This is a genomic window from Rhodococcus sp. S3, assembly GCF_058211795.1.
In genome coordinates this window covers 1,997,973-2,019,114 of the sequence record NZ_CM177074.1, presented here as the reverse complement: position 1 = coordinate 2,019,114, position 21,142 = coordinate 1,997,973, and the positions used below count along the sequence as shown (strand labels likewise).

At 69.3% G+C, this 21,142-nt stretch carries 21 protein-coding genes; 5 read left to right on the top strand and 16 right to left on the bottom strand.

The annotated features are described in order from the left end of the window. Window positions 1-12: 12 nt before the first annotated feature. From pyrH to rpsB, 3 genes are all read right to left on the bottom strand, one after another. Window positions 13-741 carry a UMP kinase gene (gene pyrH, locus AC0LPE_RS09390; protein ID WP_006550976.1) on the bottom strand — a complete coding sequence of 243 codons (729 nt, stop codon included), beginning with the start codon at window positions 739-741 and terminating at the stop codon, window positions 13-15. Window positions 742-938: 197 nt separating this feature from the next. Further along, entirely contained in the window at window positions 939-1,763 is an 825-nt protein-coding gene (gene tsf, locus AC0LPE_RS09385; protein ID WP_006550975.1) for a translation elongation factor Ts, read from the bottom strand. 129 nt (window positions 1,764-1,892) lie between these two features. Further along, window positions 1,893-2,735, bottom strand: coding sequence for a 30S ribosomal protein S2 (rpsB, locus tag AC0LPE_RS09380; RefSeq protein WP_060650992.1), 843 nt, complete (start codon window positions 2,733-2,735; stop codon window positions 1,893-1,895). 307 nt (window positions 2,736-3,042) lie between these two features. On the opposite strand from rpsB, the gene AC0LPE_RS09375 reads away from it, so the two are divergent. Further along, the gene (locus AC0LPE_RS09375; protein WP_160876496.1) at window positions 3,043-3,546 is read left to right on the top strand and encodes a murein hydrolase activator EnvC family protein; all 504 of its coding nucleotides are present in this window, start codon (window positions 3,043-3,045) and stop codon (window positions 3,544-3,546) included. Window positions 3,547-3,570: 24 nt separating this feature from the next. Here AC0LPE_RS09375 and AC0LPE_RS09370 read toward each other — a convergent pair whose 3' ends face one another. Both AC0LPE_RS09370 and AC0LPE_RS09365 read right to left on the bottom strand, forming a co-directional pair. Continuing rightward, window positions 3,571-5,172, bottom strand: a complete 1,602-nt coding sequence (locus AC0LPE_RS09370) for a MinD/ParA family ATP-binding protein (protein ID WP_490606079.1) — start codon at window positions 5,170-5,172, stop codon at window positions 3,571-3,573. A 66-nt stretch (window positions 5,173-5,238) separates the two neighbouring features. Beyond that, complete coding sequence (locus AC0LPE_RS09365; RefSeq protein WP_088897319.1) at window positions 5,239-6,177, bottom strand: tyrosine recombinase XerC; 939 nt, start codon at window positions 6,175-6,177, stop codon at window positions 5,239-5,241. An 85-nt stretch (window positions 6,178-6,262) separates the two neighbouring features. Between AC0LPE_RS09365 and AC0LPE_RS09360 the strand changes: the two genes are divergently transcribed. Next, window positions 6,263-7,474: a multidrug effflux MFS transporter gene (locus AC0LPE_RS09360; protein ID WP_490606334.1), complete on the top strand. Its 1,212-nt coding sequence runs from the start codon at window positions 6,263-6,265 to the stop codon at window positions 7,472-7,474. Window positions 7,475-7,490: 16 nt separating this feature from the next. Here AC0LPE_RS09360 and AC0LPE_RS09355 read toward each other — a convergent pair whose 3' ends face one another. After that, window positions 7,491-8,255 (bottom strand): siderophore-interacting protein, encoded by a 765-nt coding sequence (locus tag AC0LPE_RS09355; RefSeq protein WP_016691237.1) that lies wholly within the window; start codon window positions 8,253-8,255, stop codon window positions 7,491-7,493. A 115-nt stretch (window positions 8,256-8,370) separates the two neighbouring features. Here AC0LPE_RS09355 and AC0LPE_RS09350 point away from each other — a divergent pair, with 115 nt between their 5' ends. Further along, complete coding sequence (locus tag AC0LPE_RS09350) at window positions 8,371-8,637, top strand: DUF6953 family protein (protein ID WP_006550968.1); 267 nt, start codon at window positions 8,371-8,373, stop codon at window positions 8,635-8,637. 142 nt (window positions 8,638-8,779) lie between these two features. Beyond that, window positions 8,780-10,096 carry a ClC family H(+)/Cl(-) exchange transporter gene (locus tag AC0LPE_RS09345; RefSeq protein WP_490606078.1) on the top strand — a complete coding sequence of 439 codons (1,317 nt, stop codon included), beginning with the start codon at window positions 8,780-8,782 and terminating at the stop codon, window positions 10,094-10,096. A gap of 23 nt (window positions 10,097-10,119) precedes the next feature. Here AC0LPE_RS09345 and dprA read toward each other — a convergent pair whose 3' ends face one another. The 9 genes from dprA to AC0LPE_RS09300 all read right to left on the bottom strand — a co-directional run bounded on the left by dprA (window position 10,120) and on the right by AC0LPE_RS09300 (window position 19,225). Beyond that, window positions 10,120-11,253, bottom strand: a complete 1,134-nt coding sequence (gene dprA / locus AC0LPE_RS09340) for a DNA-processing protein DprA (protein WP_088897322.1) — start codon at window positions 11,251-11,253, stop codon at window positions 10,120-10,122. Continuing rightward, window positions 11,250-12,758, bottom strand: a complete 1,509-nt coding sequence (locus AC0LPE_RS09335; protein WP_016691240.1) for a YifB family Mg chelatase-like AAA ATPase — start codon at window positions 12,756-12,758, stop codon at window positions 11,250-11,252. Before AC0LPE_RS09335 ends, dprA begins: the two co-directional genes overlap by 4 nt. After that, window positions 12,758-13,132 (bottom strand): YraN family protein, encoded by a 375-nt coding sequence (locus AC0LPE_RS09330; RefSeq protein WP_016691241.1) that lies wholly within the window; start codon window positions 13,130-13,132, stop codon window positions 12,758-12,760. The genes AC0LPE_RS09335 and AC0LPE_RS09330 overlap by 1 nt, the downstream gene beginning before the upstream one ends. A 176-nt stretch (window positions 13,133-13,308) precedes the next feature. Then, window positions 13,309-13,623: a DUF2469 domain-containing protein gene (locus AC0LPE_RS09325; protein WP_006550963.1), complete on the bottom strand. Its 315-nt coding sequence runs from the start codon at window positions 13,621-13,623 to the stop codon at window positions 13,309-13,311. Window positions 13,624-13,660: 37 nt separating this feature from the next. Further along, window positions 13,661-14,413 carry a ribonuclease HII gene (locus AC0LPE_RS09320; protein WP_490606077.1) on the bottom strand — a complete coding sequence of 251 codons (753 nt, stop codon included), beginning with the start codon at window positions 14,411-14,413 and terminating at the stop codon, window positions 13,661-13,663. Further along, window positions 14,410-15,219: a signal peptidase I gene (lepB, locus tag AC0LPE_RS09315; protein WP_490606333.1), complete on the bottom strand. Its 810-nt coding sequence runs from the start codon at window positions 15,217-15,219 to the stop codon at window positions 14,410-14,412. The genes AC0LPE_RS09320 and lepB overlap by 4 nt, the downstream gene beginning before the upstream one ends. Window positions 15,220-15,447: 228 nt before the next feature. Beyond that, window positions 15,448-15,789, bottom strand: a complete 342-nt coding sequence (rplS, locus tag AC0LPE_RS09310) for a 50S ribosomal protein L19 (protein ID WP_006550960.1) — start codon at window positions 15,787-15,789, stop codon at window positions 15,448-15,450. Window positions 15,790-15,872: 83 nt separating this feature from the next. Beyond that, window positions 15,873-16,778: a hypothetical protein gene (locus AC0LPE_RS09305; RefSeq protein ID WP_490606076.1), complete on the bottom strand. Its 906-nt coding sequence runs from the start codon at window positions 16,776-16,778 to the stop codon at window positions 15,873-15,875. Window positions 16,779-16,846: 68 nt separating this feature from the next. After that, a complete protein-coding gene (locus AC0LPE_RS09300) occupies window positions 16,847-19,225 on the bottom strand; it encodes a Tex family protein (RefSeq protein WP_490606075.1) in 2,379 nt (792 codons plus the stop codon). 202 nt (window positions 19,226-19,427) lie between these two features. Here AC0LPE_RS09300 and AC0LPE_RS09295 point away from each other — a divergent pair, with 202 nt between their 5' ends. Continuing rightward, window positions 19,428-20,414, top strand: coding sequence for a serine hydrolase (locus AC0LPE_RS09295; protein WP_490606074.1), 987 nt, complete (start codon window positions 19,428-19,430; stop codon window positions 20,412-20,414). Between the two features lie 18 nt (window positions 20,415-20,432). On the opposite strand, the gene trmD is transcribed toward AC0LPE_RS09295, so the two are convergent. After that, a complete protein-coding gene (gene trmD, locus AC0LPE_RS09290) occupies window positions 20,433-21,140 on the bottom strand; it encodes a tRNA (guanosine(37)-N1)-methyltransferase TrmD (RefSeq protein ID WP_088897327.1) in 708 nt (235 codons plus the stop codon). Window positions 21,141-21,142 lie beyond the last annotated feature (2 nt).

Sequence of the window (21,142 nt, the reverse complement as noted above, 5' to 3'; positions counted from 1 at the left end):
TCCGTTGTCCGTTCATGACCGTACGAGTGTTCCGATCTTCTCACCGGCGATGGCTCGGGCGATATTGCCCTTGGTCAGCAGATTGAAGACCATGATCGGCATGGCGTTGTCCATGCACAGGCTGAAGGCGGTCGCGTCGGCGACCTTGAGGCCCTGCTCGATGACCTCGCGATGGGTGATCTCCTCGAACAGCACCGCATCCGGGTTCGTGCGGGGGTCGTCGGAGTAGACGCCGTCCACGGCCTTCGCCATGAGGACGACCTCGGCGCCGATCTCGAGGGCGCGCTGCGCGGCGGTGGTGTCGGTGGAGAAGTACGGCATGCCCATGCCCGCACCGAAGATGACCACGCGCCCCTTCTCGAGGTGGCGGCGCGCACGCAGCGGCAGATAGGGCTCGGCGACCTGCCCCATCGTGATGGCGGTCTGCACGCGGGTGTCGATGCCTTCCTTCTCCAGGAAGTCCTGCAGCGCAAGGGAGTTCATGACCGTGCCGAGCATGCCCATGTAATCGGACCGCGCGCGTTCGAGACCGCGCTGCTGGAGTTCGGCGCCGCGGAAGAAGTTGCCGCCACCGATCACGACGGCGACCTCGGCGCCACCGCGCACGACCTCCGCGATCTGCTGGGCCACCGTCGTCACCACGTCCGGATCGAGTCCGACCTTGCCGCCGCCGAACATCTCGCCGCCGAGCTTGAGCAGTACCCGGCGGAATCCGGGCCGATCGTGGGCGTGGTCGGACATGACTCTCCTCTGGTTGCGCATGAATCGGCCCTTATCATCCTGCCTCATCCGCTCGAGGGAACCGAGATCGGGCGGATAGACACGCCACACCTGTCACCGCGCAGCACGCGCGAGCGCCTCCGTGCCCCGAGGCGGCGTGGCCCGACACACCTCGACCCCGCCGGTAGCAGCACCGACGGGGTCGTGGAGTGGAAGAACTAGCTGGCGCCGACCTCGAAACGCACGAAGCGGACGACGTTCGCGCCGGCCTCGTCGAGGATCGCCTTGACGGTCTTCTTCGAGTCCGTCACGGACGCCTGCTCGAGCAGGACGACGTCCTTGAAGTAGCCGTTGACGCGGCCTTCGACGATCTTCGGCAGAGCCTGCTCCGGCTTGCCCTCGGCCTTGGCGGTCTCCTCGGCGATACGACGCTCGTTGGCGACGATGTCCTCGGGAACCTCGTCACGGGTGACGTACTTGGCCTTCAGAGCGGCGATCTGCATCGCGGCAGCGCGAGCGGCCTCGGCAGCAGCATCGCCCTCACCGGTGTACTCGACGAGAACGCCGACGGACGGCGGCAGGTCGGAAGCACGCTTGTGCAGGTAGACGGCGGTCTGACCGTCGAATGCGGCAACGCGACGCAGCTCGAGCTTCTCGCCGATCTTCGCGGACAGCTCCTGGACGAGGGCGTCGACGGTCTTGCCGTCGGCCTCGACGGCCTTGAGCGCCTCGACGTCGTTCGCCCGGGCCTGTGCGGCAGCGGTGACGACCTTGTCGGCGAGAGCCTGGAACTCGTCGTTCTTGGCGACGAAGTCGGTCTCGGAGTTCAGCTCGACGAGAACGCCGTCCTTGGCGACGACGAGGCCCTCGGCGGTGGAGCGCTCGGCGCGCTTGCCCACGTCCTTGGCACCCTTGATGCGCAGCTGCTCGACGGCCTTGTCGAAGTCGCCGTCGTTGTCGGCGAGAGCGTTCTTGCAGTCCAGCATTCCGGAGCCGGTGAGCTCACGGAGACGCTTGACGTCGGCGGCGGTGTAGTTCGCCATGGAAGCGAGCCTCCTGTGTCTGTGGTGGAAAAGTCTCTGGGGCGGCCCTATCGCGCGGATGAGCTCGGGCCGCGATGCGACGGCCCCGACCAGGATCTCTCGATCGGAAGGTCGGGGCCGGGCAACAAATCAGGCCTCGGGGGCCGCGTCTGCTGCGGGGGCTGCGTCCGCTGCGGGCGCCTCGGCGTCGGCGGCGGGGGTGGCCTGCGCGAGCAGCTCCTGCTCCCACTCGGCGAGAGGCTCGGCGCCGGCCTCGGGCTTGGCCTCGGCGTCGCTGCTCTTGCCGGCGCGGGCCTGCAGGCCCTCGGCGACGGCGGAAGCGACGACCTTGGTCAGCAGCGCCGCGGAACGGATCGCGTCGTCGTTACCCGGGATCGGGTAGTCGACGAGGTCCGGATCGCAGTTGGTGTCGAGGATCGCGATGACCGGGATGTTCAGCTTGCGGGCCTCACCGACGGCGATGTGCTCCTTGTTGGTGTCGACGACCCAGATCGCCGACGGAACCTTCGCCATGTCGCGGATGCCGCCGAGGGTGCGCTCCAGCTTGTTCTTCTCACGCGTGAGCATGAGGATTTCCTTCTTGGTGCGTCCCTCGAAGCCACCGGTCTGCTCCATCGACTCGAGCTCCTTCAGGCGCTGCAGGCGCTTGTGGACGGTCGAGAAGTTGGTGAGCATGCCGCCGAGCCAGCGCTGGTTCACGTAGGGCATGCCCACGCGGGTGGCCTCTTCGGCGATGGATTCCTGCGCCTGCTTCTTGGTGCCGACGAACAGCACGGTTCCACCGTGAGCGACGGTCTCCTTGACGAACTCGTACGCCTTGTCGATGTACGTCAGGGTCTGCTGCAGGTCGATGATGTAGATGCCGTTGCGGTCGGTGAAGATGAACCGCTTCATCTTCGGGTTCCAGCGACGGGTCTGGTGTCCGAAGTGGGCGCCGCTGTCGAGCAGCTGCCGCATAGTCACAACAGGCATGCCTGTTTCTCTCTTTCGTGTCGGTTTCCGCGGTGGATCTTCCGATCCCCGCCCTGGCGTCCACATGCCCGTCGAACCCTTGCGGGACCGGCCGACGGCCATTTCCGATGCGGCCCGGAGAAACGGGTCGGCATCGATGCGCGGACGCGCGAAGTCGATCTGCGTATACAGACCGCCCGACAAGTGTACGCGGAGCAGGCGCGGATCCCTAACCGGGAGTCGCCGGGCCTGTGGACGGATCCGGGGTTGTCCACAGATCGCGTCGCCCTCTGGTGCGCAGCGACTCCGATTCACGAGACTGGCGGGCATGCTCCTCGCCGCTCGCCTCCGGTCGCTCGCCGTCGTGATCGCCGCGTTCGTCGTGCTCACCGCTGCGCCGGGAACCGGATCGGCCGACGCCGGACGGTTCGTGTGGCCGCTCGATCCCCGGCCGGTCGTGAGCCGGGAGTTCGACCTGCCCGAGCAGAACTGGCTCCCCGGTCACCGCGGTGTCGATCTCGACGCACACGTGGGGCAGACCGTCGTGGCGGCAGGTGACGGCGTCGTCGCGTTCGCCGGTGTCGTGGCCGGGAAGCCTGTGGTCTCCATCGATCACGAGGGCGGGCTGCGCACCACCTACGAGCCGGTGGAGGCGGCGGTCGCCGCGGGTCGCCGGGTGACGAGGGGCGATCCCATCGGCACCGTCGTCGCCGGTCACGAGGGAGGCGTCTCCCCCGCATGCCTGCATTGGGGACTCCGACGCGGCCGCGACGACTATCTCGATCCGCTGCCGCTCGTCGAGCGCCCGGTGATCCGCCTGCTGCCGGTATGACGCCCTGGTGGCCCGTACGCCCGCCTAATGCACTGCGTGTCGACCCGACAGTACGGGGAAGTCGTCGGCGACCATCGCGGCGAGTTCGACGAACGCCGTGCGTGTCGCGGGGCGGAGCCGTTCGAGATCGATCTCGGCTCCCTCCGCGAGGTGCTCGTCGAAAGGCAGCACCTTCACCGCGCGGCACCGCGCGAGGAAATGCGCGGTCAGCGCGTCCATGTCGATGCTCGCCGCACCCGGGCGCGGCGAACTGATCACCACGACCGTGCGCTCGACCAGGTCGGAGTAGCCGTGCGCCTGCAGCCAGTCGAGGGTCGCCGCCGCACTGCGCGCCGCATCGACTGCGGGCGACGCGACGAGCACGAGGGTGTTCGCCAGGTCCAGCACGCCGCGCATGACCGAATGCATGATCCCGGTGCCGCAGTCGGTGAGGATCACGTTGTAGTAGACCTGCAGGATGTCGACGACGCGGCGGTAGTCCTCCTCGCTGAACGCTTCCGAGGCAGCGGGATCGCGTTCGCTCGCGAGCACTTCGAGCCGGCTCGGCGCCTGCGAGGTGTGGGCACGCACGTCCGAGTACCGGCGGATGCCCGACGCGTTCGCGAGCAGGTCCCGCACGGTCGAGGTGGTCTGCTGCGGGATCCTCTGCCCGAGGGTGCCGAAGTCCGGATTCGCGTCGACGGCGATGACGCAGTCGCCGCGCAGTGACGCGAACGTCGACCCCAGTCCGACGGTCGTGGTGGTCTTGCCCACCCCGCCCTTCAGCGACAGCACCGCGATCCGGTAGTCGCCCGGGATCGGCTGGCGGATCCGGGCGACGAGCTCCTCCCGGCGCTCGCTGCCTCCTCCGTCGAGCCTGCCGCCGGTCAGCCGGTCGACCCGCTCCCGCCACCGTCGCGTGGAACGTCGTGACCTGCGGACCAGCACTCCCGAGGCGAGGTCGACATTGGACGGCTGATGGTCGAAACGACGGGCCTCGTGTTGCAGGTCGTCGACCGGAGCGTCCGTTCGTGCCGGTAGCGGGGCCTGGACCGATGCGGGCTCGGGGTCGACCGGATCGGGTGCGACCTCCGTGGCCTCCGGACTCGACACCTCCGGTGCAGGTGCAGGTGCAGGTGCCTCGGCCTCGGGCTGCTCCGCGACGTCGGGAACCGGATCCACGGAGACGGGCGCAGGCCCGGGTTCGGTCGCGGCTGCCGGGACCGTCACCTCGGGCACTGCGGAAAACGTCGCCTCGGGCACTGCGGGAAACGTCGCCTCGGGCTCCGCGGGAAACGTCGCCTCGGGCTCCGCCGGGACCGTCGCCTCGCGCTCCGCGGGCGGGAGAACACGCCTTTCGGGTCGCGCCGGCTCGTGCGTGAGAGCGGCTTCGGACACTTCCGGCTCCGGGTCGGCCTCGGAACTGACCCGGGGCCGCAACGCCATGCCGAGAGGCACGGAGGCCGTCATCTCGAGCGGAGCGGAGGGAGCGGGCGGAGTCGCACCGTCGCCGGGCGAAGTGGAGGGACCGGGCGTCTCGGTGCCTCTGGCCGCGCGGCGGAGGCCGCGTCGCGCGTGGTCGGTTCCGGATTCCGGTGGGTCCTGCAGCCAGGCGGGCACGGCAGGACCCGGTTCGTTGCGTCTCATCTGTTCCCCCGATTCGATGGTGCCGGCGCACGCTATCAAACCGGGACGGCTTCTCGGGCAAGCCGATCAGGCGCGGGGATGGGCCTGATCGTGCGCGGCGCGCAGACGCGCCACCGAGACGTGGGTGTAGAGCTGCGTGGTGGCCAGACTCGAATGGCCCAGCACCTCCTGGACCACCCGCAGATCCGCTCCCCCTTCGAGCAGGTGCGTCGCAGCGCTGTGCCGCAGACCGTGCGGCGCGAGGTCGGGTGCGCCCGGCACCGACGAGACGGCGTCGTGCACCACCGACCGGACCTGCCGCTGGTCGATCCGACCACCACGCTTGCCCAGCAGCAGCGCCGCACCCGACGACGGTCGTGCGAGATGCGGGCGTCCGTGACGCAGCCACGCGTCGAGCGCCTCTGCCGCGGGACCTCCGTAGGGAACGATCCGTTCCTTGTCGCCCTTACCGAGAACCCGGACGGCCCGCCGCTCGGCGTCGACGTCGTCGATGTCGACCGCGCACAGCTCACCGACCCGGATTCCGGTCGCATACAGCAGCTCGACGATCGCCCGGTCACGCAGTGCGACGGGATCGAGTTCACGCGCACCGGATTTCGCGGCCTCCATGATCTCCAGTGCCTGGTCGTCGCGGAGCACGGCGGGCAGTGAGCGGTGCGGACGCGGTGAGACGAGACGCGTCGCCGGGTCGGCGTCGAGTCGCCGGGTGCGCACGAGCCATGCCGTGAAGACGCGTGCCGACGAGGTGCGCCGCGCGAGCGTGGTGCGGGCCGCTCCCGCCGCCACCATCCCGGCGAGCCAGGACCGCAGCAGATCGAGATCGAGGTCGGTGATGCGCGCATCGGGATTCCGGTCGGCGAGGTGCTGCAACAGCGAGCGGGTGTCGGTGCGATAGGCGCGAATCGTGTGTTCCGAGCGGTTGCCTTCGAGGCGCAGGTGGTCGACGAAGTCCCCGAGGTGCACGTCCAGCGTCGCCGGGAGCATGTCGGATTCGTTGCCTCGCATGGGTCTACCGTGCGGCACGACCGGCTCGGGTGCAACGACCCGCGCCGACTAAGGTGCTTTCGTGAACAAAACGATCCCGGTACCGATGTTGTGCGCCCTGGCGTTGCTGTCGGCGATCGCGCCGCTCGCTACGGACATGTACCTCCCGGGACTTCCCGTCATGGCGGAGAGCCTGGGCAGTTCGACCGTCGGCGTCCAGCTCACACTCACGACCTTCATGGCGGGTCTCGGGCTCGGCCAGTTGCTCGTGGGTCCCCTGTCGGATGGCTGGGGCCGTCGACGGCTGATCCTCGCCGGCACGATCGTCCTGGCGGTGAGCAGCGCGATCTGCGCGATGGCGCCCACCGTCGAGATCCTGATCGCTGCGCGTCTGGTCCAGGGCTTCAGCGGCGGCACCGGCATCGTCCTCGCCCGGGCGGTCATCGCCGACCGGGCTCGAGGCAATCAGGCTGCCAAGCTGTTCAGCCTGATGATGATCATCGGTGGCATCGCGCCCGTCGCCGCTCCTCTGCTCGGTGGTGTGCTGCTGGGTCCGATCGGATGGCGCGGCATCTTCTGGGTGCTCACGGGCCTGGCCGTCCTGATGGCCGTCGGTGCCTTCGCGTTCGTCCCGGAGACCCTGCCGCCGGAGAAGCGGCACGGTGGCGGTCTGAAGACGATGGCCGGCAACTTCGGATACGTTCTCCGGCAGCGACGCTTCGTCGGTTACGCCGCCGCGATGGCCCTGGGCTTCGGCGCGATGTTCTCCTACATCTCCGCCTCACCCTTCGTCACCCAGAACATCCTCGGTCTGAGCCCGGGCCAGTTCTCTCTGGTCTTCGCCGCGAACTCGGCCGGTCTCGTGCTGGCCAATGCCGTCAACACCCGCCTCATCGGCCGGTTCGAGGTGCGGACACTGCTGCTCTTCGGAGTGACCACCATGTTCACGGCAGGTGCGCTGCTGTTGCTGACGATGGTCGTCGTCGGCTACGTCGCGGCGCTGATCCTGCCGCTGCTGTTCGTCGCGATCAGCATGATGGGCCTGACGCTGGGCAACGCCACCGCGCTGGCCCAGTCGCAGGTCCCGAAGGCGGCCGGTACGGGCTCCGCCGTGATCGGCGCCTCCCAGTTCGGTCTCGCTGCCGTGGTCTCCCCGCTCGTCGGGCTCGGCGGCGAAGGCACCGGTATCCCGATGGCCGTCGCCATCGTGGTCTGCTCGGGACTCGCGCTCACCTCCGCCGCGGTGCTGGCGCGTGACTCCGCCGCGGTGCCGGCGCGTGACTCCGCCGCGGTGCCGGCGCGCGAGTCCGCGAGCTGACGTGAACGACCGGCCGTCAGTTGCTCTCGACGGCCGCCAGTTCGCTCTTCCACACGCGGAAACCCTCCTCGGTGCGTCCGCGACGCCAGTAACCCGAGATCGACGCGCGTGCCGGCGGCACGGCCCGTTCCTTCCGCAGGTACGGCCGGATGTGCTTCATGACGGCCTCGGCCTCACCGTGCACGAAGACCTGCACGTCGCCGCCCGGCCAGGGCAAGGCCTTCACCGCGGCGACGAGCGGCGAGTTGCCGTCGATCAGGTCGGCACCGGCGTCACCGGCCGCGACACCGCGATGGAGCCACGTGATGTCCACACCCGCCGGGGCGTCGAGTTTCAGTTCGTCGCCGGGACCGATGACCTCCAGGAAGACCGCACCCCGCGCGTCGGCGGGCAGGTCCTCGAGCGCAGCCGCGATCGCGGGGATCGCGGTCTCGTCGCCGGCGAGCAGATGGAAGTCGGCGGAGCGATCGGGCCGGTATCCGGCGCCGGGTCCTCGCACCACGACCTGCGTGCCCGGCTGTACCGAGCGGGCCCACGGCCCCGCAACGCCCTCGTCGCCGTGCACGACGAAGTCGATCCAGATCTCCCGGGCGTCCGGGTCCACACGCCGGACGGTGTAGGTGCGGACGACCGTCTCGTCCCCCGCGGGCAGCTCGATCTTCACGTAGCTGTCGGTCTCCGCGCGGGCCTGGAACTCTCCGAAGCCGTCTCCGCCGAGCACGACGCGGACGAAGTGCTCGCCGATCGTTTCGGTCCGCAGAACCGTGAGTGTCGTCCCCATGGGCGCTTTCCGTGCCACCGAACCTCCTATTAGGGTTACCTATTCTCGCGTCACCGTACTCTGTCGCGGGATGCGGCGGGGAGGTCACGATCGGCGAGGCTCTAGGCTCGAGAACATGAGCACCACCGCGGCCGACATCGCCACCTGGATGACCGACATCATCACCACCGAACGCAGGGTCACCCAGACCGACATGGTCGACGCGATCGAGGCCAAGTTCGGTTCCGAGTGGATCTACGTGAACGACAACGGCCACCCGTCGATCGACCGCGCCGTCCTCAAGGAGTTCCGGAAGGCCCACCGCGGTGCCGTGAAGTGGGACCGCGAGGACCGCGCCTGGTACGTCGAGGACGAGCCGACCGCCGACACCTCGGCCGAGTAGGCGGTCCTCCTCCGAATTCACCCTCGCGCGTCCCGGCGAAACGTCTCGGAGTCTGTGAACATACGGTCACGACTCCTTCGCGCGACCGTCTCCGGCACCGCCGGGCGGATCGGCGCGTCGGCGGCAGGTGGGAGGGCGCCGGGTGGACATCGAGAACGTGCGGGAACCTTCCGTTCCCGCTCGCGAACTGGCGACGATCTGTGTGCTGGCGATCGTGGCCGGCGCCGTCATCGGCGTCGTCGGCGGGGCCTTCCGCTGGTGTCTGGAACGGCTCGAGCGATGGCGGATCCACACCGTCGAATGGGCGCACGAACTCCCCGGTCCGGGATGGCTCGTGCCGGTGGGAATCACGATCCTCGGCGCTCTGCTCGCGGCGCTGATCGTCCGGATGGTCCCTCTTGCCTCGGGTAGCGGAATCCAGCACGTCGAAGCCGTCGACCGCGGGCAGGCCGAGCCACCACCGCTGTCGGTGCTGCCCGCCAGATTCGTCGGGGCGCTCCTGTCGATCGGGTCGGGTCTCGTCCTGGGACGGGAGGGCCCGATCGTGCACATGGGTGCCGCGGTGGGCGCCGAGACCGCACGCCGTGCCCGGCGTCCCGAGCACGAACGTCTGTTGCAGACCTCGGTGTCCGGTGCCGGACTCGCCGTCGCGTTCAATGCGCCGATCGGTGGTGCGCTGTTCGTCGTCGAGGAGGTCACCGGCAGCTTCCGGTTCCGCACCGTCGTGCCCGTCGTCCTGTCGGTGGCCGCCGCGGTCGCGTGCTCGCGGACGATCGTCGGCGACACCCCCGACTTCGCCGTGGACCCCATCGCTCCCCCGTCCATCGTCCTGCTGCCCGTCTTCGTGGTGTTCGGTCTGCTCACCGGACTGCTCGGCGCGGCCTACAACCGGATGGTCCTGGGATCGCTGAGCGTGGTGGAGTCGGTCCGGTCGCTCTCCCCGGTGACGAAGGCCGCGATCATCGGCGGGCTCATCGGGTTGTTGTCGGTGGTCGCACCGTGGGCGGGTGGGGGCGGCGACTCCCTCGTCCAGCACGTGGTGAGCGGCGGTGCGCTCGCACTGCCGGTGGTCGCCTGGTACGTCCTGCTGCGGTTCGTCGCTGGTCCGCTGTCGTACGCGGCCGGGACACCGGGCGGACTGTTCGCGCCACTTCTCGCACTGGGTGCTCTCTGGGGCCTGTTGTGCGCCGGGATCTGCACCGCGATCGTCCCCGGGATCGGGTCGTCCCTGGCCGTGCCGATGGCGATCGCGGGGATGGCCGCTCTCTTCGGTGCGTCGGTGCGGGCCCCGATCACCGGAGTCGTCCTCGTCGTGGAGATGACCGCGGCGACGGGAGTGACGGTCCCGATGCTCGCCGCGACGATCTGCGCCGTCGTCGTGGCGTATTCCACGCGGGTCCCGCCCATCTACGACAGCCTGCGCAACCGCATGTTCGGCGCCCTTCCTCACCGCGGGTAGACCGGTCCGGCGTCGGGCCACCATCACGTCCGCTGCCACCCTCCGTCCGTCGCCACCACCAGACCGTCGAGTTCGAGCAGGGGCAGCGCCGCCCGCACCCGCTCGATCGGCAGCCCCGCCGACTCGGCCACCGTCGCCGGATCACAGACGTCCGACGCCGGAAGCGCCTCGTAGACCAGCGCCATGTCGCCCGACAGTCCGTCCAGGTCGCGGCGGAACAGGCCGTCGCGGTCGTCGTCCCCGCACGCCAGGAGCGGACCGCACTCCTCGACGACGTCGCGCGCCGCACCCACCAACCGGGCCTCCCCCTCCCTGATCATGCGGTGACAACCCTGCGAGGCCGCCGAGGTCACCGGTCCGGGGACCGCCATGACCGGCCGGCCGAGTCGTCGCGCCCACGCCGCGGTGTTGCGCGCCCCGCTGCGCCAACCCGCCTCGACGACGACCGTGCCCGCGGACAACGCCGCGATCAGGCGGTTGCGGGCGAGGAACCGGTACCGCGCCGGAGTCGTGCCCGGTGGATATTCGCTGACCACGAGGCCGGATTCGGAGATCCGCCGCAGCATCGTCGCATGTGCTGCCGGATACGCCCGATCGACACCGCAGGCCAGGATCGCAACGGTGGTGCCGCCCACCCCGAGCGCCGCGCGGTGTGCGGCAGCATCGACGCCGAAGGCCGCACCGGACACGACCGTCCATCCGTCGGCGGCGAGATCCCCGGCGATCTCGGCGGTGACGTGCTCCCCGTAACCACTCGCGGCGCGAGTTCCGACGATGCCGATCGCGCGTTCGGCGAGGTCGTCGATCCGCCGGCTCCCCCACACCCACAGGGCGAGGGGTGGCCCCTCGGCGTCGGTGGCGGTGTCGAGGGCGCCGAAGCCGAGCATCTGCCAGGCGGGCCATTCGTCGTCGTCGGGGGTCACCAGTCGCCCGCCGGCCCGCCCCAGGCGGTCGAGATCCCGCGCCGCGGTGTCGAGGTGCGCCCGCACCGAGTACCGCGACGAGAGTTCGCCGAGGCCCGAACCCGACCGGATGGCGGCGGCCACCTCGAGTACACCCTCGGCCTCGACCGCCGCCGCCAACGATCGTGACGCACCCTGCGCGACAGTGGACAGATAGGCCCAGGCCAGGCGCCGTTCGTCGTCGTGTCCGTTCATGCGACACCCCGATCCCGGAAGTCGAGTGCGGCAGCGACATGGGTCGCCGACGGTGAATCGGAACCGTCGAGGTCGCTCAGCGTCCACGCGACCCGCAGTGCGCGATCCGCTCCTCGCGCGGTGATCGCGCCCTTGCGCAGCGCCCATTCGACGGGTTCGAGCGCAGCACGCGGAAGGCGGAACTTCTGCCGGAGGGCCGGTCCGGGCACCTCGGCGTTGGTGGCCCAGCCGTGGTCGGCCCACCGTTCGCGTGCCGCGGCTCTCGCCCGGGCGACGCGCGCCCGCACCTCGTCGGTGCTCTCGCCCGTCTCCCCCATCAACGCGCTCGTCGCGACGGCCTGCATCCGGACCCGCAGGTCGACGCGGTCGAGGAGCGGACCCGAGAGGCGTCCCAGATAGCGGCGACGTGCGGTCGGCGCACACACGCAGTCGGCGTCGCGTGGAGGTGCGCACGGGCACGGGTTGGCGGCGAGGATCAGCTGGAAACGGGCCGGATATCGCGCGACACCGTCCCGTCTGGCGATGCGCACTTCCCCGTCCTCGAGCGGTGTCCGCAACGCTTCGAGTGTCTTCGTCCCCATCTCGGCGACCTCGTCGAGGAACAGCACGCCGCGGTGCGCCCGGCTCACCGCACCGGGTTTCGCCATGCCGGTGCCCCCTCCGATCAGCGAACTCACCGACGCGGTGTGGTGGGGCGCGATGAAGGGCGGTTCCGTCACGAGCGGCCGGTCGCTGGTGAGGGTGCCCGCCACCGAATGGATGGCCGTCACCTCGAGGGCATGATTTTCGCTCAGGTCCGGCAGGATCCCCGGAAGTCGCTGCGCAAGCATCGTTTTCCCGATCCCCGGCGGACCGGTCAACATCAGGTGGTGTGCACCGGCCGCAGCGACCTCGATCGCGCGTCGCGCTTCGTGCTGACCGACCACTTCGCTGAGATCGCCGCGCACCGCCCGCGGTGGCAGCGCACGCGGATCGGGCCGTTCGAGCGGACCGTCGCCCTGGAGCCAGAGCACCAACTCCCGCAGCGTCTCGGCGCCGTAGACGTCGATGCCGTCGACGAGCGCCGCTTCGGTCATCGTCGCGGTCGGCACCACCACGCGCGACCAGCCGTGTTTCTTCGCCGTGAGCACAGCGGGCAGCACCCCGCGCACCGGGCGGACGCGCCCGTCGAGCGCAAGTTCGCCGAGCAGCACCGTCCGGGAGACGGCTTCGGTCGGCACGACATCCGCCGCGTCGAGCACCGCGCACGCCAGTCCGAGATCGTAGACGCTGCCGACCTTCGGCAGCGTGGCCGGCGACAGTGCGAGCACGACCTTCGAATCCGGCCACTTGGCACCGGAATTCGACACGGCGGCGCGCACCCGGTCGCGCGACTCCTGAAGCGCGGTGTCGGGCAGCCCGACCATCGTCACACCCGGCAGACCTCGCCCGATGTCGGCTTCGATCTCGACGACCTGCCCGTCGATTCCGGAGACCGCGACCGACCAGGCGCGTCCGAGCGCCATCAGAGGACCTGCTTGCGGTGGGTGATCTCCGGAGCGTGCCCCCGCGCGAGCAGGACGGTGACCACATCGACGCGGATGTGCGACCAGCGGCGCGTCTGCTCGGACAACCACTGTCCGGCGAGGCGACGGATGCGTTCGGCCTTCGCGTGCGTCACCGCTTCGGCGGGGGTGCCGTAGCCGGTGCCGGTGCGGGTCTTGACCTCGACGAAGACGACGGCCGCGCCGTCCTGTGCGATGAGATCGAGTTCGCCGTATCGGCTGCGCCAGTTGCGTTCGAGCACGACCATGCCGGTCGATTCGAGGTATTCGGCGGCGAGGTCCTCGCCTCGCGCGCCCAGATCCCGATTGTGTGATGTCCGATTCGTCCCCTGCATGCCCCCACTGTGGAGGACCGAGGCACGCGGAATCGGGGTCCGAGCACGGAGATCGGGGATCTGTGGATGAGTGCGGTGCCTGTGCACAACCGCGGACGACGAGCCGCGGCGAACGGCTCGGTGTCGGCGCCCCGGTTAGGATGCGGCCGCTGCGCGCAGGATCGTCCCCGAGGGCGTCAGCCCAGCTTGTCGGGCAGTCTCAGTTCGGGCTTGTCGAGCTCTTCGATGTTGACGTCCTTGAACGTGATGACACGGACGTGCTTGACGAAGCGTGCGGGACGGTACATGTCCCACACCCAGGCGTCGGACATGCGTACCTCGAAGTACACCTCGCCGTTGGCGTTGTGCGGCAGCAATTCGACCGCGTTCGCCAGGTAGAACCGGCGCTCGGTCTCCACGACGTACGCGAACTGACCGACGATGTCCCGGTACTCCCTGTACAGCGAGAGTTCCATCTCGGTTTCGTACTTCTCGAGATCCTCGGCACTCATCGGTCTCGGTGTCCTCCCAGTCTGGTGTGTCCTGCAATCATCCCGCATCCGCCTCGTCGGTGAACAATCGACGCTCCAGGTCGTCTGCATACGAGCGACGAACCAGGTCGTCGGCGAACAGTCGACGTCGCACCGCGGGCACTCCGCACACGGAGCGCACATTGGCCCACGACCGCCGGTGCTGCGGTGACGGGCCGTGCTCGGCCAACGCCGCCATGTGCGTCGGAGTGCTGTAGCCCTTGTGTACTGCGAAACCGTACTCCGGTAGCTCGCCGTCGAGGTCGACCATCATGCGATCGCGTGTGACCTTCGCGAGCACGCTGGCCGCCGCGATGCACGCGACCGCCGCGTCGCCGCCGATCACGGGCAGGGACGGTGCGGGTAGTCCGGGCACCCGGAAGCCGTCGGTGAGCACGTAGCCGGGCGGAGTCGACAGGCCTGCCACCGCGCGTCGCATACCTTCGATGTTGGCGACGTGGATGCCGATCGCGTCGACCTCCTCCGCGGGGATCACCACCACGCTCCACGCCCGGGCGCGTTTCACGATCACCGAGTACAGCTCCTCGCGGGTGCGTTCGGTGAGTTTCTTCGAATCGTCGAGCCGGTCGAGCGACGCGTGCGGCCGGTCGCCGAGCACGCACGCGGCGACGACGAGCGGCCCGGCGCAGGCACCGCGGCCGGCTTCGTCGACCCCCGCGACCGGACCGAGACCGCACCGCGCGAGCGCGGACTCCATGGTGCGCAGTCCGGAGGAGCGACGGATCACGGGTCGAGGTGGCCAGGCAGTCACGAGGGAAGGATCTCCGGTGAGTCGATGAGGCCCCATCGGCCGGGAGGCAGCACGATGAATCGGGCTTTTCCGATGACATTGTCCAGCGGGATCGAGCCCTGGTGCTCGTCCCCGACGTGGTAGCGCGAGTCGGCGGAGTTGCTGCGGTTGTCACCCATCACCCAGACGTGGCCTTCGGGCACGGTGACGGGACCGAAGCAGCGCCCGGAGGGCACTTCGGTCTCGCAGGTGACGACACCCGGGGTGAACGGGAAGTCCATGGTCACGTACGGCTCGTCGAGCGGGACACCGTCGACGAGGACGCGGCCCTGGTCGTCGCAGCATTCCACCGTCTGCCCACCGGTCGCGATCACGCGCTTGACGAGGTCGTTCTCGTCGGGCGGCACGACGCCGACGAGCGAACCGATCTCCTCCAGTCCCCGTACGACGACGTTGTCGGAACGGGTCGAGGTGTAGCCGGCAGACCACGATTCGGGGCCTTCGAAGACGATGACGTCGCCGGGGCGGGGGTCGGTGAAGCGGTATCCCACCTTCTCGACGACGATGCGGTCGCCGGTGCAGCCCGGGCAGCCGTGCAGTGTGGGCTCCATCGATTCCGAGGGGATGAGGTAGACCCGCGCCACGAAGGTCTGCAGCAGGAAGCTCAGGGCCAGTGCGACGACGACGAGGATCGGCAGTTCACGCCAGAACGACTTCTGTTTCTTCGCCTTCGGGGCGGTGTCGTTCGCTGCGGGGTCCTCGCGCCGGTGGTGTGCACCGTCGGCGCGATCGCTCCGAGCCGAACCTCGAACATCGTTGCGGTTCACATCCGGTCGAGCCGGATCGTGCGGAGAATCTGCCACCTCGACAGACTAGCGTCTGCGGCACGGCGGCCCGCCGAGGACGACCGTCGACCGGACCGGCGAGCGACGGACCGCCGCCCACAACGACGACGACCCGGCCGGGACGGAAGTCCGGGCCGGGTCGTCGGATGCTGTATCGGGTGGCTCGGGAGCCGTGCCGAGCAGCCCAGGGGGCTGGTCAGCGGCCGAAGATCAGCGCTTCTCCTTGATCTTGGCAGCCTTGCCGCGCAGCTCACGAAGGTAGTAGAGCTTCGCGCGACGGACGTCGCCACGGGTCAGCACGTCGATCTTGGCGAGGTTGGGGCTGTGCACCGGGAAGGTACGCTCCACGCCGACGCCGAAGGAAACCTTGCGGACGGTGAAGGTCTCGCGGATGCCGCCGCCCTGACGCCGGATCACGACGCCCTTGAAGACCTGCACACGCTCCTTGCTGCCCTCGATGACCTTGACGTGCACATCGAGAGTGTCGCCGGGACGGAAGTCCGGGATGTCGTCGCGCAGCGACTTGGCGTCCAGAAAGTCCAGGGTGTTCATCGGTTTTTCATCCTCTTGTTCGCTCGAGCAGAGGAACCTGGCGGCGACCGCCGTGTGGCGGGCTCGACCGGTTCGTGCCCAGGTCAGGTAGGCGTGCCCGAACGGGGCAACCCGTCCATTGTGCCAGACGGAACATCGATCGAGGAAATCGGCGGTGGCGCCGGTTTGACGCGGCGGTCCAGTTCCGCCTCGGTCGCGGTGCGCGAGTGCTCGACACTGCCCCGCACGGTCTCGAGCGTCGGTGCACCCGCGACGAGATCCTGCACGAAGATCTTGGCGCGGATCACGGGGCGCCGCAGTCGACGTTCGCGTTCGAGCGCGCGCGCCATGCGGCGGGGCCGCTTGCCGTACCGCCAGCGAGCCCACGGCGCTCCGGGCCGGGAGAGCCGGATCGCGCCGACCCACAGCAGCGGAACGATGAACAGCCCCACCAGGCCGGTCCAGATCTTGCCCTTCGCCAGGACGATCGCGGCGAGCAGGAGGTTCACGAGCACGGCCACGACGAGCGCGGCCCGTCCGGCCCAGTCACCGCTGTCCTCGAAATTCGTGGTGTCCCCGAGTTCGAACGGTCGCAGGCCGAGCAACCACATCCCGGTCACGGCGATCGCCACGAATACGGCGTCGACGGAGACCCGTCCCTGTTCTTCCCAGTACACGTCGTTCAGGTAGAAGATCAGGGCGAATTCGTCGAGGGTCAGGGCGGCGCCGATTCCGAAGAGCGCCGCGAGGACGCAGGCGGCGATGCGGTTGGCGTCCTCGGAGATCGCGATCAGTCCCCCACCGGCGATCACCATCGTCACGACACCGAACACCACGTGGTGCACGTGCTGACCGCCCGGGGTGATGTTGCCGGGCCACCAGCGCACCTGCGCGCGGATCAACCGCACGCTGATCCGGATGAAGACGAACGCGGCCACGAAACCGAGCAGGAAGAACAACAGCGGCAGGCGCCCCTGATCGACGATCTCGCGCTGCACCCAGTCGAGCATCACCGGATCACCCCGGCCACCGTGGATCTCATGTCCACAGCATTGCAGGAGTGACCCGGTGATTCGCGTCAGTTGTTGCCGAAACCGGCGCGTCGCAGGGCGTCGGCCATCGATCCGGAGGCGGCCGGCGCCGAACGGCGGTCGCCACCGCGGCCCTGCTGCCCACGATTGCCCTGCTGTCCACGATTGCCTTGAGTGTTGCTGCCCCGGCCGCCGCCCTGGTTCCCGCCGCCCTGGCCTCCGGGACGCCGGCCACCTCCGCGCGACTGGCCGCCGGACTTCTCGGCGCCCGGAGTGGGGATCTCGTCGTCGAGTCGCAGCGTCAGACCGATGCGCTGACGCGCGACGTCGACCTCGAGGACCTTCACCTTGACGACCTCCCCGGACCGGACGACGTCGTGCGGATCCTTCACGAAGCTGCGCGACATGGCGGAGACGTGCACGAGGCCGTCCTGGTGCACACCGACGTCGACGAACGCACCGAACGCCGCGACGTTGGTGACCACTCCTTCGAGGACCATGCCGGGCTTCAGGTCGGCGACCTTCTCGACACCGGCGGCGAAGGTCGCGGTCTTGAACTCCGGACGCGGGTCGCGGCCGGGCTTCTCGAGCTCGGAGATGATGTCGGTGACGGTCGGGACACCGAAGCGGTCGTCGGCGAACTCGTCCGCGCGCAGCTTCCGCAGGGTCGCGGTGTTACCGAGCAGTTCGCGGACGCTGCTGCCGGTCCGGTCGACGATCCGCCGCACCACCGGATACGCCTCGGGGTGCACCGCGGACGCGTCGAGCGGGTCGTCGCCGTTCGGGATGCGCAGGAAGCCCGCGCACTGCTCGAATGCCTTCGGGCCGAGTCTCGGGACGTCCTTGAGCGCGGTGCGTGCCCGGAACGGACCGTTCTGGTCGCGGTGGGCGACGATGCTCTCCGCGAGCGAGCCGGTGATACCCGAGACCCGCGACAGCAGCGGAACCGACGCCGTGTTGACGTCGACACCGACGGCGTTCACCGCGTCCTCGACGACCGCGCCGAGCGACCGCGCGAGCATCGTCTCGGACACGTCGTGCTGATACTGGCCGACACCGATCGACTTCGGGTCGATCTTGACCAGTTCGGCGAGCGGATCCTGCAGACGACGCGCGATGGAGACCGCACCGCGGATGGACACGTCGAGGTCCGGAAGTTCCTTGGTGGCGTACTCGGATGCCGAGTAGACGGACGCGCCCGCCTCGGACACCACGATCTTCGTCAACCCGGGCACCTTCGCCAGCGACACGAGATCGGCTGCGAGAGCGTCGGTCTCACGAGACGCCGTGCCGTTGCCGATGGCGATCAGTTCGACACCGTGCCGCGCGACCAGCGCGGCGAGCACCGTGAGGGCCTCGTCGCGCTTGTTGTGCGGCTGATGCGGATAGATGGTGGTGTGGTCGACGACCTTGCCTGTCGCGTCGACGACCGCGACCTTCGTGCCGGTGCGGAAGCCGGGATCGAGGCCCATCGTCGGGCGCGTGCCGGCCGGTGCGGCGAGCAGCAGGTCCTTGAGGTTGGCGGCGAAGACGTCGACCGCGTCCTTCTCGGCGGACTGCCGCAGCCGCATCCTGATGTCCAGCGACAGCGACATCTGCAGCTTGGTGCGCCACGCCCACCGCACGGTGTCGAGCAGCCACGTGTCGGCGGGACGTCCCTCGTCGGCGATGCCGAAGCGCGTCGCGATCCGGCCCTCGTAGTAGCTGCGCTCGCCGGGCACCGGCTCGTCGATCTCGGGATCGAACGACAGCGACAGCACCTCCTCCTTCTCGCCGCGCAGGAGGGCGAGGATGCGGTGCGAGGGCAGCTGGGTGAACGGTTCCGAGAACTCGAAGTAGTCGGAGAACTTCGCGCCGTCGTTCTCCTTGCCGGACCGCACGGTGGAGCTCACCTTGCCGCGCGTCCACATCGCCTCGCGGAGCTCGCCGACGAGGTCGGCGTCCTCGGCGAAACGTTCGACGAGGATGGCGCGCGCACCGTCGAGCTGCTCGGAGGTGTACCCGGCAGGATCGGTGGTGGGGTCGCCGATGAGCGCGTCGGCGACGGGTTCGTGACCGGCCTCGCGGGCGATCTGTGCCTTGGTGCGCCGCTTCGGCTTGAACGGCAGGTAGATGTCCTCGAGCCGCGCCTTGGTGTCGGCGAGCATGATCTGTCCGCGCAGCGTGTCGTCGAGCTTGCCCTGCGCCTCGATCGATTCGAGGATCGCGACGCGGCGCTCGTCGAGTTCGCGCAGATAGCGGAGGCGTTCCTCGAGGGTACGCAGCTGGGCATCGTCGAGACCGCCGGTCGCCTCCTTGCGGTAGCGCGCGACGAACGGCACGGTCGCGCCGCCGTCGAGCAGTCCCACGGCCGCGGCCACCTGGTCTTCGCGGACGTCGAGTTCCTGGGCGATCCGCCGGTTCACGGTGTCGAGTTCGGTCGTCACGTCGAACGACCCTACAGTTGCCGACCTCGGCACGCGCCTGTGACCGCGTAGGCGCTCGCGCCTGTGACCCCGTAGGCGCTCGCGCCTGTGACCCCGTAGGCGCTCGCGCCTGTGACCGCGAGCGCTCGCACTCGGGGTCCGTGCAGGCTGTCGGGTGGACCGGCGCTATCGTCCACAGCACAATGGAATGCAGGAACCGGAAATGAAGCACGGGCGCGGACGCGCACGATCGGGCGCGATGATGCTGTGCGTGGCCACCGCACTGGCCGTATCCGGCTGCGATTCGATGGACACCCACCCGCTCCCGCACGAGGCGCTCGGTCTCGCCTCGGTCGCGGACACCGATTCCGACGAGTCGACCGTGACGCTGTCGACGGCCGAACTCCCCCGGCAGATCGACGCGGCCGTCGCACTCGCGTACAGCCGCGGAGCGCGTCTGACCATCGCCGTGCTCGACCGCGAATCAGGGACCCGCGTGCTCGGCGGCACGGACGAGCCCTTCGAGACCGCCTCGACGGTCAAGCTCTTCATCGCCGAGGAGGTCCTGTACCGCGAGGTGACGGGCGAGGCGACGCTCGCCGACGAGGACCACGAATTGATCCGGTCGATGCTGCGCTCCTCCGACGACAACGCCGCGACGCTGCTGTGGGACACCTACGGCGGCCCCGGGATCGTCGAGCACGTCGTGGAGCGGCACAACCTGACCGGCACGACTCCCCCGGATCCGGGGTCCTGGTGGTGGAACACGACCACGACGGCGTCGGACCTGCTGACCTGGTACGACGATCTGCTCGGCGACAGCGCATCCGGTGACGAGAGTGCGGCCCGGATCGTCGGCCATCTCGTGGAGTTCACCGACGAGGGCGTCGACGGATACGACCAGCGTTTCGGGCTTCCCGAGGGGCTCGGAGACTCCACGGAGCTGGGTGTGAAGCAGGGGTGGATGTGCTGCCTGGCCGGTGAATGGCTGCACCTGTCCACCGGGTTCTTCGGCGACGACCACCGGTACGTGGTCGTGGTCGCGGCACGGGAGACCGTCACCTACGACGAGTCGGATCCCTTCTACGACACCGGTTTCCTGCCCGACACGGCGATGTACGACGCAACGGACGACGGCAGCGCACAGCACGCGCGCGAGACCGTCACGCTGGCGGTCGAGACGACGCTCGGAAGCGCGCACCGCCCCTGAGGGCCGTCCGGCCCGGCGTCAGTCGTCGGACGGAAGCAGATCGGGTCGTCGTTCGCGGGTGCGTTCGAGCGACTGCTCGTGGCGCCAGCGAGCGACCTTCCCGTGGTCGCCGGACAACAGCACCGGCGGCACCTCGAGGTCGCGCCACACCGCCGGCCGGGTGTAGCTCGGCCCTTCGAGCAGTCCGTCGGAGAACGAATCCTCCTGGTGCGACTGCTGATTGCCGAGCACTCCGGGCAGCAGCCGGACGACGGCCTCGACCATGACGAGAACGGCGACCTCCCCACCGATGAGGACGTAGTCGCCGATGCTCACCTCCTCGACGCGCACGCGACGCGCGGCATCGTCGAAGACGCGCTGGTCGATACCTTCGTAGCGGCCGCACGCAAAGACGATCCGCTTCTCCTTCGACCAGCGTTGCGCGGTGGCCTGATCGAAGCGGCGACCGGCGGGCGTCGGGACGACGAGCAGCACGTCGGGATCGGTCCCACCGTCGGGTCCGGCGAGCACGTCGTCGAGCGCCGGTCCCCACACGGTGGGTTTCATGACCATGCCAGGGCCGCCCCCGTAGGGCGCGTCGTCGACGGCCTTGTGCACGTCGTGCGTCCAGTCGCGCAGGTTGTGCACACCGACGGAGATGAGCCCCTTGTCGATCGCCTTGCCGAGCAGAGCGACGCGCAGGGGTTCGAGATATTCGGGGAAGATGGTGACGACGTCGAGCCGCACGG

What these genes read in the sequence shown, in the direction of transcription:
- pyrH (WP_006550976.1), bottom strand. Translation starts at nt 741, where the DNA reads ATGTCCGACCACGCCCACGATCGGCCCGGATTCCGCCGGGTACTGCTC.
- tsf (WP_006550975.1), bottom strand. Translation starts at nt 1,763, where the DNA reads ATGGCGAACTACACCGCCGCCGACGTCAAGCGTCTCCGTGAGCTCACC.
- rpsB (WP_060650992.1), bottom strand. Translation starts at nt 2,735, where the DNA reads ATGCCTGTTGTGACTATGCGGCAGCTGCTCGACAGCGGCGCCCACTTC.
- AC0LPE_RS09375 (WP_160876496.1), top strand. Translation starts at nt 3,043, where the DNA reads ATGCTCCTCGCCGCTCGCCTCCGGTCGCTCGCCGTCGTGATCGCCGCG.
- AC0LPE_RS09370 (WP_490606079.1), bottom strand. Translation starts at nt 5,172, where the DNA reads ATGAGACGCAACGAACCGGGTCCTGCCGTGCCCGCCTGGCTGCAGGAC.
- AC0LPE_RS09365 (WP_088897319.1), bottom strand. Translation starts at nt 6,177, where the DNA reads ATGCGAGGCAACGAATCCGACATGCTCCCGGCGACGCTGGACGTGCAC.
- AC0LPE_RS09360 (WP_490606334.1), top strand. Translation starts at nt 6,263, where the DNA reads ATGTTGTGCGCCCTGGCGTTGCTGTCGGCGATCGCGCCGCTCGCTACG.
- AC0LPE_RS09355 (WP_016691237.1), bottom strand. Translation starts at nt 8,255, where the DNA reads ATGGGGACGACACTCACGGTTCTGCGGACCGAAACGATCGGCGAGCAC.
- AC0LPE_RS09350 (WP_006550968.1), top strand. Translation starts at nt 8,371, where the DNA reads ATGAGCACCACCGCGGCCGACATCGCCACCTGGATGACCGACATCATC.
- dprA (WP_088897322.1), bottom strand. Translation starts at nt 11,253, where the DNA reads ATGAACGGACACGACGACGAACGGCGCCTGGCCTGGGCCTATCTGTCC.
- AC0LPE_RS09335 (WP_016691240.1), bottom strand. Translation starts at nt 12,758, where the DNA reads ATGGCGCTCGGACGCGCCTGGTCGGTCGCGGTCTCCGGAATCGACGGG.
- AC0LPE_RS09330 (WP_016691241.1), bottom strand. Translation starts at nt 13,132, where the DNA reads ATGCAGGGGACGAATCGGACATCACACAATCGGGATCTGGGCGCGCGA.
- AC0LPE_RS09325 (WP_006550963.1), bottom strand. Translation starts at nt 13,623, where the DNA reads ATGAGTGCCGAGGATCTCGAGAAGTACGAAACCGAGATGGAACTCTCG.
- rplS (WP_006550960.1), bottom strand. Translation starts at nt 15,789, where the DNA reads ATGAACACCCTGGACTTTCTGGACGCCAAGTCGCTGCGCGACGACATC.
- AC0LPE_RS09305 (WP_490606076.1), bottom strand. Translation starts at nt 16,778, where the DNA reads ATGCTCGACTGGGTGCAGCGCGAGATCGTCGATCAGGGGCGCCTGCCG.
- AC0LPE_RS09295 (WP_490606074.1), top strand. Translation starts at nt 19,428, where the DNA reads ATGAAGCACGGGCGCGGACGCGCACGATCGGGCGCGATGATGCTGTGC.